An 18,351-nucleotide genomic window follows, 5' to 3' on the forward strand; every position below is an offset into this window, starting at 1 on the left:
AAATATGTAACGAATGAACATGATTTTCCGCTTCGCTGTATATTCATGTAGTAATGCAACGTGCGGTATGACTATGAGATGTTAAATTTAAATTGATGAATAAAGGTGAACTCATGCGAAAACCAAGAGTGCTCTTGTTATCCGAAGGTTTCGGCACCGGTCACACCCAGGCCGCCCATGCGCTCGCAAGCGGCATTAAGAAAGTCAGTCCACATGTGCATAGTCGGGTCATTGAGCTTGGCAAATTTTTAAATCCAACCATGGCTCCGCTTATTCTGTCCGCTTACCGTAAGACGCTAACGGTTCAGCCCAAGCTGGTCAGTCTGCTGTATCGGACACAATACAACAAATCACTAAACGGATTTACCAAACTGGCCTTGCACCGGATTTTCTATACACAGACGGCCCAAGTCGTATCCCAATTAAAACCTGATGCCGTGATCTGTACCCATCCTTTTCCAAATGCGGTCATCTCCCGACTGAAACGTCAGGGACTCGATATTCCATTGTACACGCTCGTCACAGACTATGACGTACATGCAACATGGATCAATCCCGAGGTCAACAAATATCTGGTATCCACACCGCAGGTAAAAGCTTTGCTTGAAATCAGGGGTGTTGAGCCCTCTCGCATCCAAATCACCGGCATTCCTGTACATCCTGATTTCTGGGAAGCTGGAGACAAAGTGAGCCTCCGACAGGAAATGGGGCTTCAGAACATGCCCACTGCTCTGCTGATGGGTGGCGGATGGGGACTTTCCTTTGATGAAGAGCATATGAAGGCTCTCGCCTCCTGGGCGGATCGGGTACAGCTGCTGTTCTGTCTGGGAAGCAATGAGAAAATGATTGCCAAGTTGAAGGAAATGCCCTGCTTCCAGCATCCGAATATACGCATTCTAGGCTATACCCGCGAGGTTAGCAAACTGATGGACGTATCCGATGTGCTCATTACAAAGCCAGGCGGCATGACTTGTACGGAAGCATTAGCTAAAGGCTTGCCGATGTTATTCGTGCCTCCATTACCGGGGCAGGAAGAAGAAAACTGTGAATATTTTGTACAAGCCGGATACGGCCAGGTCATTCACTCTGCTGACGTTATTACCAATCGCTTCAAGTATTTGAGTGAGCAGGTCTATGCACCACGTCAAGCTGAAAGCCAGCTGAAATCAGTCCACAAACCAGGCAGCAGGAGTACCTATGATCCAACATGTTGTGCCCAGGCTGTTCATGATTTATTGTTTCCGGCTACAGCGGAAGTCACATCCGCACCCAAGGAGCGCTTCACAGCCGGAATTGGGGCAACTTCGCTGTCAGGTACCCGAATCCCATTCTAGCAGCTCTATGACCCCTTCTAATCGTTCTACGAGGACGTTTCATCTCTTAAGGACATGCATAAAGAAGGTTCCCCTCCATTGATCCGGAAGGGAACCTTCTTTTATTTCCTTCATATCTCCGTATGATTTGCTGGAAAAAAGGGTAATTTAAATAACAAGCCCTCATCAACAATTCAATTAAAAACGATGAAATAAAACTGTATTACAGGGCTTTTCGAGGTCTATGTAGTGAATACATAGTTAACTACCCTGCCTGTTTGCAGAATTTAAAGGTCAATTACTTGTAAAAAGTATGATGCCCAATCGTTTTTACTTTTTTCTGAGAACGAGCCACTGTCAGATCATCCGCAAGCGTCAATGACAAGAAATAATACGTATCATCGGCGACTTCCTTTTTCCCATTCAACGCTGCATTAACAGCCTTGATACTGTCCTCATTGGGAGTAACACGTTTCAAGCGCCCGTTCGCTACAGGACTGAATTGGGATTTTTGATAGATAACTTTGTAAATAGTATCGGGAAAATTGGCTGACCGCAGCCGGTTTAAGACAACATTGGCAACTGCCACTTTGCCTTCGTACGGTTCACCTTCCGCCTCTGCCATGACGATTTTTTGCAGCAGAAGCAGCTCTTTATCGGACACACTGTATGACCAGGCTGCAAGTTTCGAGTCTTCCTGGTTCAGAAGTTTGGTCCGTGTAAAGTAAAGTTTTTGGGGGGGAGTCGTAATTGCAGCTACCGCTTTGGCACGCTCTACTTTGGCCAATTTCAGAGCTGCCTCTTTTTTCGCTTTGGCCGCAGCTGCCGCTCGGGCCGCATGTTTAGCCTTGGCTTCTTTCTGTTCCTGCTCTTCCTGAGCAGCCGTCAGCCAGTTTTTGGCTGGGAGCGATTGGGTCCAGTAATCGGCCTGAATAGACGCATCAGCAGACAGACTTGTCCCGTCTCCCATCATTCGCCTGTCTTCGCTAAAAGAATTTTCGCTATTTTCTGCCGAACCCGCAAGTTCAGTCATCTGTTTGCTATCACTTGCCTCATTCCACTTTCCAGTCGCCTGAACGACATTAGCCCCCACTATACATACAAGCAGCACAGATAACATCGGTGCCACCCAACGATTCTTGCTTATAATATCCATTCGAAGATTCCTCCTGTCGAAACAATTCCCTAATCTAAGTAACCACAAAAAAAGAATTTGAATAACGTTGGCTAATATTACATAGGGAATAACGTAATGTCAATGTGATTTTATGTCATATCCATGAGTTTCAGGAAAAAGAAAACGCATCCACGACCTCATACATCGGCGACTGACCTGGCTGTGTCACATAAAGCACAAAATCTTGTACCATCCAAGAATTAACACCCAAAAAGTCTTCAGGAAGCACTCCAAATATCCCTTTATCTTCATTTCCTGGGTCCTTACCCATAAATTTACGCGCAATCGTAATATGAGGAGAATACGGTCTTAATTCGGCCTCGAATCCGAGGGAGGAAGTTGCGTCCACAATCCGTTTTTGTAGAAGATGAAGTTGATCCATATCTCCCTCAACACCTTTCCACAGCACCTTTGGTGCCTCTTTTAACCCAAACGTTCCCCATCCGGATAATTGCAGCTCAAAAGGCTGAAATCCGTCCGTCGCCGAGCGCAGCGTTTTCCGAAGATGTCCAATGTCACTAACAAGGGTATCTCCCAGAAATTGCAATGTAATATGATAATCTCTATAATCGGTCCACTTGCGAAAATCAAGCTTTCCTTGCACTTGTTCGGCAGTCATCCGAAGTGAGTTCTGAATGGGTGCAGGCACCCGAAGTGCAGTGAATAATCGTTCCCGTCGGGATGGAAGATCCGTATATGAATATTTACTCATGGTAAACACCTCTTCTAAAGTTCGTTTTATTATTTCCTAGTCGTCTCTATGGTTTCAAGTTGGTTAATTATAGAGTGACACAATTTTTGGGATTTGCACATGAGGCTGTATTCCTGCCTTTTACGCACATCACCTTCTTTTCTGCTAAACTAAAACCACAACATATTTGAATTCAGGAGGCCACTAACTATGGGTAAAATTGTATGTTTTCCATCCCTGTCCACGAAACAGCAGCAACGGATTCTGGATGCAGCGCCAGGTTATACACTTACGATTGGCAAAGCCAAAGAGATTAATACATCGGAGTTAAAAGAAGCCGAAATTATCGTAGGCTGGTCTCCTCTCGTAACCGAGCATGCACTCAAAGAAAACAGCCCTCTCAAATGGGTTCAAGTCTGGTCCGCAGGTGTGGACAACCTTCCATTCTCTGATCTGGAACAAAAAGGAATTTCATTAACCAGTGCTAATGGCGTACATGCCATTCCCATTACCGAGATTATTTTGGGCATGATGTTGTCCCACAGCCGCTGGCTCAGACAAGCGATGCTGCATCAGCAGCAGGCGGAGTGGAAATCACCAGGCAAAGCGCTTCCGGAATTGCATGGAAAAACAGCTGTTATCGTCGGTGTAGGAGAGATCGGATCAGAAACCGCGCGCATTCTCAAAGCATTGGGCATGAACGTAATTGGGGTTCGGCGCTCCGGAAAGGACGTTCCGAATGTAGACCAAATGTACAATATGTCTGGTCTGCATGAAGCACTGAGTCAAGGCGATTACGTCATTAATATTTTGCCACTTACAGATGAAACCCATCATATTTATAATCAGGCTGCATTTGAACATTTCAAATCCGGTACCTGCTTCGTCAATGTGGGACGTGGTCCAAGCGTGAATACGGAAGCCCTGCTGGATTCACTGGACAGTGGACAGGTTGCCTTTGCTGCACTTGATGTATTCGAGGAGGAACCACTGCCTTCCGACCATCCCCTGTGGAGTAAGGAAAACGTCCTGATTACGCCACACATTGCTGGAAGTACAGAACAATACACCGAACGGGCTCTTGATATTTTTGTGCAAAATCTGAAAGCGTATATCGACGGAAAGCCCCTGCCTGTCAATCTGGTAAATTATAGTCATAAATACTAAAAACGCTTGATGTTCCTATGTGAAATTGTACAAATCCATGTGAGGTATTTTTCCTATGAAAATCAAAAACCTCCACACCGGAAAATGGATTTTTTCCCGTGTGGAGGTTTTTTCTGTTATTTTCAATACAATCGTGTTAAGTACATAGCCAAATGTGACGTATAAACGTGCCTTTGCTCACCGTTCGATACTGATCGATGTTCCACCCGGCATCCAGAATGTGCCCCTCCACCCATTCGGTGGAAACGATAACTGCCCGTCCTGTCAGCTTACGCAGACTAGTTAACATGGCAAGTTGTTCCTCATCCGGAAGAACCGAGCACAGATTGTAAGGCATGTCCAGGATGGCTGCATCGTATGTCCCTTCCAGATCATTCATATCTCCGAGGGTAATTATGGCTGGATCATAACCATAATGAGGAAGATTAATGCGCGCACCCTGTACCGCCAAAGGGTTCAAATCATTTCCCTTTGCCTCAATGCCCAACGACAATGCTTCAATGACAACCGTTCCCATTCCGCAGCACGGATCGAGTAACTGACGCCCCTGCACTTGCGGAATCGCAATATTGACCAATGCTCTGGCTAACGTTACACCCAGGCCTGTGGAATAATTTTGCGGCTTCTGATGATGGGTTTGCCACGAGCGATCAGCTTCTGTCCATTGACCAAGGAGCCATTTCCCATTCGCATGGATTAGTCCGAAAGTCACATCAGGCTGTTTCATCATCGCTTTGCCTCTAATACACATGCCCAGTTCTTTTTCCAGCAAACGGGAATGCGCATAATCCGGCATGTCATCTCCCTCTTTCAGGCAGACAACCTTGAACGTTTCACCAGAAGACAGATCGATTTGTGAAGCCGCAGGCTTCAAGCCCTCCACCGTATCTGCTTCAGCCATCATATCCAGTCTGCCTCGGACAAATGGACTTCTACCTGGTGGGATACATAGATTGGAGCGAACATAAGCATGATCACCGGAATGAATATCTGTGCCAGGAACGAGCATCGTTTCCAACTCCAGTTCACATAAAGCACGTTCATTCTCATGGCAAGCAAAGGTGTATACGTAACTTCCAGCAACTGAATCCTTGCTGTTTGTAGAGCTCAACATGGTAGCCGTCCTTCATGTTTCTTCTATTATAAGAAGAGGTTATATTTTTAATTTTTCAATGGAAACAAGTAGGTCTTCGGACAATTCTTTCAAGGTTTGAATATTGCCGCTAATCGTTTCCATGGAGCTCACTTGTTCCTCAGCCGACGCTGACACTTCCTCTACACTGGCCGCGGATTCCTCCGATACTGCCGAAATTTGTTGACTGAAATCGTTCATGCGTCCACTCGCCTCCTGCATGCCCTCCAGACCATCCGTCATTGTACCAATAACCTGAACCATGCCCTCTACCGACTCACTAATGGTACGGAACAGATTGCCGGAATTACGTACTTGCTGCTGCCCGCGCTCTGTCTCCAGTACACCTGTTCGCAATTCCTCAACCACACCCTGGGAATCCTTCTGAATATCCTCCGTGATGACGGTAATCTCTTCTACAGATGTCCGAACGGCTTCGGACAATTTACGCACTTCTGCTGCAACAACTGCAAATCCGCGTCCACTCTCTCCTGCACGGGCAGCTTCGATGGAAGCATTCAATGCGAGCAGGTTGGTTTGGCGCGCAATGTCATGAATGACTTGAACCAACTGCGATATATCTTCGTTTTTGCGATCCAGCTGTTCCATCTTGTGCATGGAAGACGAAACTGTCCCAGCAATCTGCTGCATCTGGTTCACGGATTGCTCCATGGACTCGCGGCCGGTCAGTCCTTGTTTCAGAATAAGGTCTGACATCAAGCGAAGCTGGTTTCCCTGCTCCGAATGTTGCTGAATATGTTCGTTCAGTCCCTCGACGGTACGAGCAGATTCAACAGCCGTTTCCGCTTGACTCTCTGCTGCTTTGGCCGACTCTTCCATCGTTATGGCAATTTGGCGACTGCCAATCTTAACCTCTTCAGAAGAAATGGCCAATTCGCTGCTTTGACGGTTGACGGCTTCAGCAATCCGTCTAACATTCAATACCATGGAGGTCAGATTACCTTTCATGTCGTTTACGGCTTTGGCAAGCACACCAACCTCGTCTTCATGTTTGGTATGTATGTCCTGAACATTCAATTGACCTTCCGCAATCAGTTTCACAGCACTGATTACTCGAAGCAGCGGTTTCACGACTTGTGAACGGATGATCGGGATACTGATTGCCGTGATGAGAATCATCACCAGTACACCAATGACGATAATGATTCGGCCATCCTGGACGGATCTGATCGTCTGAGCCGCAGAGAGATCGGACTGCTCCTGATTGTAATTCACCAGATAGTCCAGATGGACTTGCATGGCATCGAAGGATGCTGCCCCTTTTTCCGAAACTTCCTTAGCCAGTTGTTCCTGACCTTCGTCACTCAACTTAATGGATTGCGTATTAATCTTGAGATAAGCTTCCCACTTCATCTTGAATGCTTCCCAATGTTCTTTTTCTTCAGCCATCTTTTCCTGTTGATCATATATTTTAATAGCCTGAGCCGTTTCGCGAATGTTTTTGGTGCGCTCTTCAGCGAGGTCTGCTTTGGCCCCTGCCTGTGCATCATAATGGCGATAGCTCAATGACAAAATATGTTCTGTTGTATAATTCAAACGGTTAATCTGCTGGATGGAGGGCATCCAGTTATTGGTGATCATATTCGTGTCTTTTTCCATTGAGTTCATTTGCGTAACAATCGTGACACTAAGAAGAATTAAACAGAGGATTAATAGATAGAACGCGATGCTGATACGCAGACCGATACTCTTGATCCTGAATCTGCTGAACATATGATTTCCCCCTTGTGCCCATCTTCGGCCACTTCCGTATTTTAGGTGCTTTTGTCGTTGTTTTACCCTTCTTTTGGCATCTTGCAAAATACTCTTTTCTATATTATATCTATAGGAAAAGAGACGTAAAGTATTATAACATTCTTTTGTTTTAAACATGCTTTATTTTGTAAAATCTTGTGATTATTCCACATTACCTGTTGAATGGAATCGAACCATGTAAAATTTAGACTAAAATGAAACAAAAAAGAGCTGCAGCATACGGCAAATATCCGATCTGCAGCTCATAAGATTTGAATCTAACAGAGGGGCAGGTATGGAACCCGCCATTCTTTGTATCATAACAGCTAACAAGCCACCCTTATGCGTTCGCAAGTAACTTGTATGAGGCCAACCTTCGCTCGTAATCCGGTCCAGTGGTCACCACAAGCAGCCGATCCGTGTCCAGTCTGTGGCACACCTGCTGTAATTGGTTCCAAACCTGTGCAGGTGTGCCGGCGTAATGTCGTTGTACTTCTTTCCCATCAGCATCGGCACTGTTGTCGTTGGAGCGGGTACTCGTGTTGGCAATGTCAGACTGCGTCGAATGCTCTTTCCCTCCGGCTCTGCGTCTCTCTGCCATCTCGCGGCTCCAGGACACCGCCTCTTCCTGCGTCTCCGCACACAGAACACTGACCGCAACCATAACCTCCGGTTCTTTCCTGTTGGCGCTGGGGATAAACCCCTCCCGATAACGCCGCACAGCCTCTGTACCATCCGTGTCACTCATAAATTGTCCGAATACATACCCCATACCAAAACGGGCGGCAAACTCGGCACTTTTTACGTTGGTACCTAGCATCCATAAGGATAACGGAAACTCCGGAATCGGTCGGGCCGTCACCGGATGCTCTTCATAGGTGTAACGGTCTTCCAGCAGTTCGGTCAGTGCTGCGAGCGATTCAGGCAGCTTGGACACATGTTGCAAGTAATTGCCACTCAGAGCCATTGTCGCATGGGGGCCGCCCCCAGGAGCACGTCCCAAGCCTAGTTCGATGCGCCCCGGATAGAGCGCCGCCAACAATCGGAACGACTCTGCTACCTTAAGCGGGCTATAGTGCGGTAACAGCACAGCACCGGAACCAAGCTGAATCGTGTTCGTTCGTGCGCCAATATGGGCAAGCAGCACTTCCGGCGATGCCGATGCCAGTTCATCCATGTCATGATGCTCAGACGTCCAATATCTCGAATAGCCCCACTCTTCAGCACGCTGCGCAAGTGTAACGGATTGTTGCAGCGCCTGTTCTGCTGCGGCTCCGTTCAGCCTTGGAACAAGGTCAAGTACGCCCAGATTGTATTTTCCACTGATGTTCGCACCCAAGCGTCTCATCTCCCTTCGTCACGCTTATCTTAGTCCAGATCGTAGATGGAACCGACCTTGAGACCGTAAAGTTCATTGTATATTTTCTCGGCAAATGCATCCGTCATCCCGGCAATATAATCAATCACCATGTGCTCCCAGGTCCAGATCGGGTTCGCCTTCGCCTGATCCTTCTCATAGCGTTGCAGCCAATCGGACGGAATAATGGATTTGGACGTTTCAGGATCAAGGAAAGCATCCCACAGACGCTTAATCATCCATTCACTGCGCTTTTGCAACCTCTGCACACGCAGGTCACGAATCATGGTCACCCAGGCAAAGCTCTTGAGCACACTCACCGTGCGCAGCATATCGAGATCCTCGGCACCTTCACGGACAAACGTTACCTTTTTCCAGTCTCCGTTATCAATAACTCCCAGACTTGCGACAAAAAGACTGACCCAGTAAGCTTTGACCTCCCGGCGGGTGCGTGAGTAGTCATGCTCACAGAATGGCATCTTTTCATTCCAGATGCGCAGGAACGAAGCAAGGACTTCTTCGACTTTTTTGCCAATCGCTTCCCTTGTCCATCCGTTCCAGAACAGATCCTCCAGCGTTGTAATCTTATCCACAATCAGTCGATTGATATGCGGATCTTGCAGGAAATGCTCATGTACTTCGATTTTGCCTGCCTTGATGCCATCTTCCAGATCATGTGCGGAATAGGCAATATCGTCGCAGAGGTCCATCAGCTGTGCTTCCAGCGTCTTTTTGCCAGCAGGAATATCCCAACGATTGCGAATCTCGCGGATATACTGCCATTCATGATGGTACATGCCCTTCTTGCTCTCCGTACCAGGATACGGATACTTGTTGATGCCGAGCAGTACTGCATCGGACAGGTTCAGTCCATCGATATCCTCCCGTTTCTCCAAGTACATAATGAGACGGAAGTTATGTGCGTTGCCTTCAAAATGCTCATATTTCCGCTTCAGCTCTGCACGAATCTCCTGTTCCGGTTGGGGTGATTTCGCCCCACGATTTTTCTTCATGATTTTCTTGACCTCAGTGTTAATGAGATCATCGAGGATACCATCCAGTACCTCTTCTCCTTTATGCCCAAAAGGCGGGTGACCGAAGTCATGCGCAATCGCGGCACACTCCACCACTTCCGAATCAATAATCAGTCCCGGGCTGTCTGCCTGGTTCAACTCCACCTCCGGGTAGCGTCGCAGCAAGCTTCTTGCCGCTTCTCGTGCAATCTGCGCCACCTCCAGGGAGTGGGTCAATCGTGTGCGATAATAATCGCCCGTTCCTGCACCAAACACCTGTGATTTGCCCTGCAGCCGACGGAAGGTCGGTGAATGTATCAGTCTGGAATAGTCGCGCTCATAGGCTGCACGAACCCCATCCAGTTTCGTTAGTTCAGGATATTGTCTATGTTCTCTCAGATCGTTCCATTGCATGTTGATCACTCCTAGCCGACTGTCTCTATTTTGAGTGATTATACACATATTCTGCAGTTTCGAAAAGCAAAACCTGTCTGCGATTGTCATCTCTTCTCACATCAACTTGTGATGCACAGTCGTCTTCTCTTATTATACCCTGTCAGACTATCATCCGTGCACCTAAAAGGTAATGATTAATATTGAAAGTAACTTATGACGAAAAAAGTGCCTTATACAGTTTGCGTGGCCGTTCCGGTTACGGATCGTTCTTTTGATCGCTGTTATTCCCAAATTTCTTTGATTCCCTTTAGAAAGGGTGAAATTCGGGAATAAAGGCGAACGCTTCGCTTCTTCAGAATCGATTCCGTCCCCTTCACTACTTTCGCTGTTTGATTCACACCCAATCTAAAATGAAATTACATCCCTATAAAGGGGGACTTCAATCAAGACTTTGAGAGGCTAAAGAATACCATTAAATTGTTTATTTCATCACTTCATTAATAGTCTGTCTTCCCCATCCCCTCCCCGCAATAGGAAAGGTGAAAATAAAAAAACGACAGGGCGGAAGTGCCCTGTCGGGGTGGTAATTATGGTTTAGACCATAACCTTGCAGATATCGTTGGTGAACTCTACCGGATCTTGAATTGGCAGTCCTTCGATCAGCAATGCTTGATGATACAGCAAGCTTGTATAAAGGCTCAGTTTTTCTTTATCCTGTGCAAATGCGTCTTTCAGGGATTTGAAGACATCGTGATTTACGTTGATCTCCAGCACTTTATCTGCCTGTACATTTTCACTGTTCGGCATAGCTTTCAGGATTTTCTCCATTTCAATCGTCAGCTCACCTTCGGTGGACAAACATACCGGATGGCTTCTCAGGCGTTTGGAAGCTTTAACAGCTTTTACTTTGCCGCCGAGCTGCGCTTGCATCGCTTCGAACAACTCTTTGTTGTCGTTGTCCTGTGCGTCTGTTTCTTCTTTATCTGCACTGTCCTCGATGCCCAGGTCACCGCTGGAGATGGATTTAAATTCTTTCTCCTTGTAGTTCGTGATCATTTTAATTGCAAATTCGTCGATGTCGTCAGTAAAGTACAAGACTTCATAGCCTTTGTCGAGTACACCCTCGATCTGTGGCAGCTTCTCAATCCGTTCAATGGATTCACCTGATGCGTAGTAGATGTACTTCTGATCTTCCGGCATTCTGGAAACATACTCGTCCAGGCTCACCAGTTTCTTCTCTTTGGAAGAAGAGAACAAGAGCAGGTCCTGCAACGTATCCTTGTTCACGCCATAGTCACTGTATACGCCATACTTCAGCTGACGGCCAAACGCTTGATAGAACTTCTCGTAATTCTCACGCTCATCCTTAAGCAGGCTTTGCAGCTGGCTCTTGATCTTGTTCTTGATGTTCTTCGCGATCAGGCTGAGCTGACGGTCATGTTGCAGCATTTCACGGGAAATGTTCAGGGACAGATCTTCCGAATCGACCATACCTTTGACAAATCCGAAGTAATCCGGCAGCAGGTCACCGCATTTGTCCATAATCAATACACCGTTAGAGTACAGTTCAAGGCCTTTTTCATACTCTTTTGTATAATAATCAAACGGAGTGTTCTCCGGGATAAACAGGATCGCATTATATACCACTGCGCCATCTGCGCTGATGTGCAGGTGTTTGAGCGGTTTGTCAAAACCGTAGCGTTTTTCCATATAGAAGTTGGTGTAGTCTTCTTCAGTCAATTCGCTTTTATTTTTACGCCAAATCGGCACCATACTGTTCACGGTTTGCTCTTCTTTGTACTCCTCGAACTCGTTCTCTGTACCCTCTTTTGGTCGCTGACCTGTCACATCCATCTTGATCGGGTAGCGAATGAAGTCGGAGTATTTCTTGATGATGGATCTCAGGCGGTACTCTTCCAAAAATTCGTCATACGAATCTTCTTCGGTATTTTGTTTGATGGTCAGGACGATTTCCGTACCCACGGAATCTTTCTCGGCTGGAGAGATCGTGTACCCATCCGCGCCTTCGGATTCCCATTTCCATGCTTCGTCGCTGCCCAGCGTTTTACTCGTTACAGTCAGCTTGTCCGCTACCATGAATGCGGAGTAGAAACCAACCCCGAATTGTCCGATGATGTTGTGTCCGTCTTTGGCTTCATTCTCTTTCTTGAACGCCAGCGAGCCACTCTTCGCGATAACCCCCAGATTGTTCTCCAGCTCTTCCTGGGTCATCCCGATTCCTGTATCGGTCAGTGTGAGCGTACGGTTCTCTTTGTCGATGGTGAGCTTAATGTAGTAGTCCTCTTTGTTGAAGACGAGTGTATCGTCCGTCAGTGCTTTGTAATATATTTTGTCAATGGCGTCACTGGAGTTGGAGATCAGTTCTCTCAAAAAGATTTCTCTTTGGGTGTAAATGGAGTTGATCATCATATCCAGCAAGCGTTTGGATTCAGCCTGGAATTCTTTTTTAGCCATGAATGGGTGTCTCCTTTCAAATTTGGATATAGAATGATTAGATTGAATATAGAAAGCAAACCTTTGAATTGTTCATGCAGACCGTAACATTGCTAGAAAAGCTTTCAATCGCTTTGATCCCCAGATTTTTATGATTCATTCTATTGCTCATTTAAAATAAGTGCATGATTTTCTGCGATCTAGCCGTTCCGGTTACGAATCGTTCTTCCGATCGCTGTTATCCCCTAATTTTCTTGATCCCCTTTTACAAAGGTTAAAATTAGGGGATAAAGGCGAGCGCTTCGCTTCTACAGAATCGATTTCGTCCCCTCCACTGCTGCCGCACCATTCATCAACTGATTTTAAACATTGCGATTTTTTTTCAAGTAAAAATCTGTTGATCAATCTCGCTTGCGTGCCAAGTTTTTCTAGCCCCTCCACGCTCATGCATGTCCTATTCAGGTTTAACTTTATCCATATTCAAAAACACAATCATTCCATATGTAGTCGTGTAGTAAAAAACATCATTTGTTAGCACTCCGTTCGTCAGAGTGCTAAACCCTTCCTTTTATATAACATATGGGAAAATTGGGTGTCAATACGAAGCCGGTTATTTTAACAAAATGATCGAATAACACTTCAAGTTTTGCACATCTCTAACCATTTTAGCTCAATACATCATGCAATACAAAAGCCGCCCCGAACCAAAGTTCGAACCGGCTTGGAGGACAGATTAATGAGTATGTGCAGTATTGGCAAGCCACACGCTAACGAACCTCACAGACGTTAATTGGCCTTTATAGGATGATTTCATAATCTAAAGAATCGTCGACACGCTATTTCTCACCTTTTGCCAACCTTTCGAGGCTTTCCGCAGGTTTTTCGCAAAATAGGGTGTGTGAAATTCGTTAGTCTGGGGAATTGGCAGTAAATCGTTGAATAATGCTTCCTAGGTTCGTTAGATTTGAAACAGAGTCGGAGACTTAATTAGAGATGCAACTAGAGTTGAAACTATATAAATTGAACTAAACATTTACACGATAACGGAGGGACAGAAATAACCTGAAGAAGCGGAGCTAAAAGCTTTCTGAAAGAAAGCTGCATCGGAAGCATACACCTCGCCTTTATCCCCGGATTCCCCCCTTTATATTAGGGATTTTAAAAAAATTTGGGGATAACAGCGATCGGAAGGTTCTTCTGTCATCGGAGTGGCAAGTGTAAATATTCTTTAGTTCAATTGATATAGAAAAGCAACCAGAGATGCAAACTGCTACTTTTTGGCCATCTTTGGATCTAGGGTATCGCGCAGGCCGTCCCCGAGCAAATTGAAACCGAGCACGGTGAACATGATGGAAAGTCCAGGGAAGATGAGCGTCCACGGCGCTTTTTGCAGAAACTGGCGGGAATCCGACAGCATTTTGCCCCATTCCGGATCAGGTGGTTGCGCACCCATGCCGAGGAATCCAAGTGCAGCTGCTTCAATAATCGCTGTTCCAATCCCCAGTGTGCCTTGTACGATGAGCGGGGTGAGGCTATTGGGCAAAATGTGCCGGAACAGAATTCGCATATTGCCAGCCCCCAGCGTACGTGCCGATGTAATAAATTCCTCCTGTCTCAAGCTAAGTACCCTTGAACGTACCAGTCGTCCGTAGGTCGGGATGTTTACGATCGCTATCGCGAGCAGTGCGTTCTGCAAGGATGGACCCAGAATCGCAACAATGGCGATTGCCAGCAGAATAGCTGGAAAAGCAAGCAAGATATCGAACAAACGCGAGATGAGCATGTCAGCCCACTTCCCATAATACCCGGCAATCAGGCCGAGCAATGCACCCGCAATAATAGAGCCAATAACCGAAAAGAAGCCGACCCACAATGAAATGCGCGCTCCGTGCAGCACTCTGGAGAATACGTCACGCCCGAGATCATCGGTACCAAACCAATGCTCTGCCGAAGGGGCTTGCAGCCGATCTGTGAGTACCTGCTCTTTGTAGTCATACGGGGCAATATACGGGGCCACAAAGGCCAACAGGATGAAAAAAACGATAATGATCAAGCCTGCCAGCGCAAGCCGATTTCTCCGAAACGTTCTCCACGCTTCCCGCCATGGACCAGATGCGCGTGCCGACGCGGCGTCAACGGTTGCTCCGGTGTTGGTCGATAATTTGGCCATGCGGCGTCTCCCTTCTTGGATATGAATGAAATACAAGATTAACGAGTTCTATTACACTTACACTAAAGCATTACGATTGCAGTACCATCTTTCGATCGCTGTTACCCCAGATTTTATTGATCCACCTATTTAAAGGTGACAATTCGGTGATAAAAGCGAAGCTTATGCTTTCGAAGCAGCTTTCTTCCAGAAAACTTTTAGCTTCACTTCTACAGATTGGTTCTGACTCTTTGTGTCGTGTAATTTTTTAAAGTTATCTTATATGAAGTTCCATTCATCAACCCAAATGATGAATTCCTATTTATAACTAATTCGAGGATCAAATACGGCGTACAATAAGTCCACAATCAGGTTAATCACCACGAAGAAGAATGCCACGATCAGAATACCGCTCTGGATCACCGGATAGTCCCGCGAACTAATTGCTTCATATATATAACGACCGACACCGGGCCAGGCAAAGATGGTTTCGGTCAGCACGGCTCCCCCCAGTAAAGATCCTGTTTGTATGCCGATGACGGTGAGCACAGGAATAAACGCATTTTTCAACGCATGTCCATATACAACGAAAAAAGGGCCGAGTCCCTTCGCCTTCGCGGTACGGATATAATCCGAACTCATCACTTCCAGCATGCTGGAACGCGTCATCCGGGCAATAACGGCCATCGGAATCGTACCGAGCGCGATACTTGGCAGCAGCAAATGTTTCGTGACCGTCCACAGCTGATCCCACCGTCCGGCAATCATTGTATCCAGCACGTACAAGCCCGTAATGGCTTCAATCGGATCACGCGCATTCATCCTGCCGATGGATGGCAGCCAGTGCAGTTTGTTTGCAAACAGCCACTGTTCCATCAACCCAAGCCAGAAGATTGGCATCGATACACCAACCAATGCAATGACCATGCAGCAGTAATCGAACCACGAGTTATGTTTCCACGCGCTGACGATCCCGGCATTCACGCCTATGATGATCGCAAACAGCATACTTGCCATCGTTAATTCGAGGGTTGCTGTCAGATACGGCACAATTTCCTGGGCAATGGGAACCTTGGTGCGAATGGATGTGCCAAGATCTCCCTTAAACAGATCGCCCAGATAAGCGAAATATTGTTGAAACCATGGTTTGTCCAGTCCGAGCTGGTCACGCAGGGCTTGCTTGGATTGTTCGGTGGCCTTTTGCCCGAGTATGGTCTCTGCCGGATCACCCGGAATGGCGTGGATAATGGAAAAGACGATCAAGGTCATGCCCAGCAGCACGGGCAGTAACACGAGTACACGTTTGACGATGTAACTGTTCACTCCTCATTCACCTGCCTTTAACGTATAAAAAGCGCTGGCAGACATGCATGCTTTAGATAGTTACATCCGGATGTGGGTTCTGCCAAGCATTACGTGTTCGCCAGCGCTTTAGACTAATGAATCGTAAAAATATGAGTTTCAGCTCGTATATAAGTTATTCAAAATAGGCATTGGCATAGGATTCCGTACCCAATGGGGACGGTACAAAATCTTTCAGGTTCGCTTTACCTGCCAAAATAGGTGTGGTGTGCACAAGTGGAATCCACGGAGCATCTTCCTTAATAATCACTTGCGCCTGCTTGTACAGATCCGCACGCTTGTCCTGATCCGTTTCTTTCTGCGCACTCGTCAGCAGCGTATGCAATTCTTCGTTGACGTAGAAGCTGCGGTTGTTGCCCGGGATCGCATCCTTATCCAGCAGCGTGTACAGAAAGTTATCCGGGTCCCCGTTATCACCGGTCCAACCGAGCATGTAAATGTCGTCTTTCTCCCCGGCTTTGGCATCATCCAGATACGTTGCCCACTCCGGTGATTCGATGTTGACGGTCACTCCGATTTTCTCAAAATCGGCCTGGATTGCTTCGGCGACCTTCTTGCCGTCAGGCATATACGGCCGGGATACCGGCATTGCATAGAACGTTACCGGGTCAGGCAATCCGTCAGGGTAGCCAGCTTCGGCAAGCAATGCTTTTGCTTTTTCCAAGTCATAAGCGTAGTCCTCGATACTGTCGTTATATCCCCAAAGCGTTGGCGGCATCGGATTGACCGCTGGCTGCGCTTGTCCCGCAAAGAAAGCATCAATAATGCCCTGTTTGTTTACCGCGTGGTTGAGGGCTTGTCTTACTTTCACGTTATCAAACGGTTTTTTCTTAAAGTTGAAGCCAATGTATGACACGTTAAATGGTGGACGTTCGATCTTTTGCAGCTCGCTATTCCCCTCAAGGATGGACAGATCGTCCGGGTTCAGGTCCTCCATGATATCAATCTCGCCATTTTGCAACGCATTGAAGCGAGCCGTGTTATCCGGAATGGAACGCACGATCACCTTGTTCAGCTTCGGCAGTCCCTCTTTCCAATAATTCGGATTCTTCTCCAGGGTGATGGAGTCGTTCCGCTTCCACTCTTTGAACACAAATGGGCCTGTGCCTACCGGCTCACTTTTGAAATTTTCCTTTTTCTCCTGAATCGCGGTTGGGCTTGCAATGCCAAATGGCGTCATCGCAATGTTTTGCAGGAAAGGCGCTTGTGGCTGGTTCAGGGTGAACTCGACCGTTGTCTCGTCAATCGCTTTTACTTCCTTGATTACGCGTCCGTCTTCCGGACCAAACATGGAATCGTAATAATCGAAGGAATCCCCCTCGAATTTATATTCACTGGCCGGATCACTCCATCGGTTGAAGTTGAACACCACAGCCTCTGCGTTGAAGTCGGTACCATCGTGGAATTTTACACCGGACTTCAGCTTGAAATCATACTTGAGTCCATCCGCCGAAATCTCCCAGCTCTCAGCTAGCCCCGGAACAACCTCGGTTCCACCTTCTTTGTAGTCCAGCAATGAGTCGAATACCTGATGTCCAATCTTTAGTGACTCCCCGTCTGTAACGATTGCCGGGTCCAGCGCCACCGAATCTCCGCCACGTCCCATAATCATCGTATCCTGTGCTGCAACTTCTGCCGGAGGCTCGCTACCTTCCGCTGGAGCAGGAGAGTTACCCGTACCCTCGTTACTTGCGCTGGAGCAGCCCGATAGAATCAACACTGTGCTCATGGCCATGGCCATGACCCCGGATAACCATTTTTTTCTCATTCGCATACGTACAACACCCTTCCCTCTCTCATAATGTGTGTGATACTGGCGTGAAAAAACTCCAATGATTACAATGGTTCGGTTTGGTGCTTTGTATTTTATAAAAGGCTTTAAATGCCTTCGATACCTGTGATGTAAATCTGGATAAGTTGAGGCACATATGTGAAATGTTAAACGGGATGTAACCGTACACATTTTGTTAGTTTTCCGGATGATTTGACGAGTTCTAAATGTCTGTGGTTGTTGCATAATAATTGAACTTAGGTCAATAAGCAACAGTAGAATGGTACCGACTTTGTGGCGCTGAACAAGTCTGATTTTGAGAGAACGGTTGTGTTGACTGGTGTGGAGTTTGGGATCTGACTTGGAGTTAGATCGTCATGTCTAAAGTGTCATTGGCAAAAATCTAATGGTCGCGATTAGCTGGAACAGAAAGTTGGTAAACAGAACATTTTAGTGGTTTCTCAAGCAGGTTGGATTGAATTGTTTCAAAACGTTGTTAAATTGATCTAGAGATGATGGATTTTACAACAGGGAGACATTACATTAACTTTTCATGTTAAAGTCTTGTCATGATGAGGAGGATTGTGTAATTAAACAGTGGTGAAAATCGATTT

Annotated in this window: 12 protein-coding genes; 2 read left to right on the forward strand and 10 right to left on the reverse strand. The window is 46.7% G+C overall.

Annotated features, from left to right (window positions below):
• The first annotated feature begins 113 nt into the window (after positions 1-113).
• Entirely contained in the window at positions 114-1,334 is a 1,221-nt protein-coding gene (locus tag P364_RS0125670; RefSeq protein WP_024632902.1) for a UDP-N-acetylglucosamine--LPS N-acetylglucosamine transferase, read from the forward strand.
• 277 nt (positions 1,335-1,611) lie between these two features.
• Here the strand turns inward: P364_RS0125670 and P364_RS0125675 are convergent, their stop codons facing one another.
• Entirely contained in the window at positions 1,612-2,469 is an 858-nt protein-coding gene (locus tag P364_RS0125675; RefSeq protein WP_024632903.1) for a cell wall hydrolase, read from the reverse strand.
• A 130-nt stretch (positions 2,470-2,599) separates the two neighbouring features.
• Positions 2,600-3,202: an RNA 2',3'-cyclic phosphodiesterase gene (thpR, locus tag P364_RS0125680; protein ID WP_024632904.1), complete on the reverse strand. Its 603-nt coding sequence runs from the start codon at positions 3,200-3,202 to the stop codon at positions 2,600-2,602.
• A 189-nt stretch (positions 3,203-3,391) separates the two neighbouring features.
• Between thpR and P364_RS0125685 the strand changes: the two genes are divergently transcribed.
• Entirely contained in the window at positions 3,392-4,348 is a 957-nt protein-coding gene (locus tag P364_RS0125685; RefSeq protein ID WP_024632905.1) for a D-2-hydroxyacid dehydrogenase, read from the forward strand.
• Positions 4,349-4,484: 136 nt separating this feature from the next.
• Here P364_RS0125685 and P364_RS0125690 read toward each other — a convergent pair whose 3' ends face one another.
• From P364_RS0125690 to P364_RS0125725, 8 genes are all read right to left on the reverse strand, one after another.
• The gene (locus P364_RS0125690) at positions 4,485-5,462 is read right to left on the reverse strand and encodes a TRM11 family SAM-dependent methyltransferase (protein ID WP_024632906.1); all 978 of its coding nucleotides are present in this window, start codon (positions 5,460-5,462) and stop codon (positions 4,485-4,487) included.
• Between the two features lie 39 nt (positions 5,463-5,501).
• A complete protein-coding gene (locus P364_RS0125695) occupies positions 5,502-7,214 on the reverse strand; it encodes a methyl-accepting chemotaxis protein (protein WP_024632907.1) in 1,713 nt (570 codons plus the stop codon).
• Between the two features lie 361 nt (positions 7,215-7,575).
• Positions 7,576-8,574, reverse strand: a complete 999-nt coding sequence (locus P364_RS0125700; protein ID WP_236642168.1) for an MsnO8 family LLM class oxidoreductase — start codon at positions 8,572-8,574, stop codon at positions 7,576-7,578.
• 29 nt (positions 8,575-8,603) lie between these two features.
• On the reverse strand, positions 8,604-10,019 hold the full coding sequence (locus P364_RS0125705) for a deoxyguanosinetriphosphate triphosphohydrolase family protein (protein WP_024632909.1): 1,416 nt from the start codon (positions 10,017-10,019) through the stop codon (positions 8,604-8,606).
• Between the two features lie 576 nt (positions 10,020-10,595).
• Complete coding sequence (gene htpG, locus P364_RS0125710) at positions 10,596-12,476, reverse strand: molecular chaperone HtpG (RefSeq protein ID WP_024632910.1); 1,881 nt, start codon at positions 12,474-12,476, stop codon at positions 10,596-10,598.
• Positions 12,477-13,725: 1,249 nt separating this feature from the next.
• Positions 13,726-14,625 carry a nickel transporter permease gene (gene nikC, locus P364_RS0125715; protein WP_024632911.1) on the reverse strand — a complete coding sequence of 300 codons (900 nt, stop codon included), beginning with the start codon at positions 14,623-14,625 and terminating at the stop codon, positions 13,726-13,728.
• Between the two features lie 297 nt (positions 14,626-14,922).
• Positions 14,923-15,927 (reverse strand): ABC transporter permease, encoded by a 1,005-nt coding sequence (locus P364_RS0125720; RefSeq protein WP_024632912.1) that lies wholly within the window; start codon positions 15,925-15,927, stop codon positions 14,923-14,925.
• A gap of 154 nt (positions 15,928-16,081) precedes the next feature.
• Positions 16,082-17,734, reverse strand: coding sequence for an ABC transporter substrate-binding protein (locus tag P364_RS0125725; RefSeq protein ID WP_024632913.1), 1,653 nt, complete (start codon positions 17,732-17,734; stop codon positions 16,082-16,084).
• Positions 17,735-18,351 lie beyond the last annotated feature (617 nt).

This window comes from Paenibacillus sp. MAEPY2, from assembly GCF_000499205.1.
In the GTDB taxonomy this organism is placed as follows: domain Bacteria; phylum Bacillota; class Bacilli; order Paenibacillales; family Paenibacillaceae; genus Paenibacillus; species Paenibacillus vandeheii.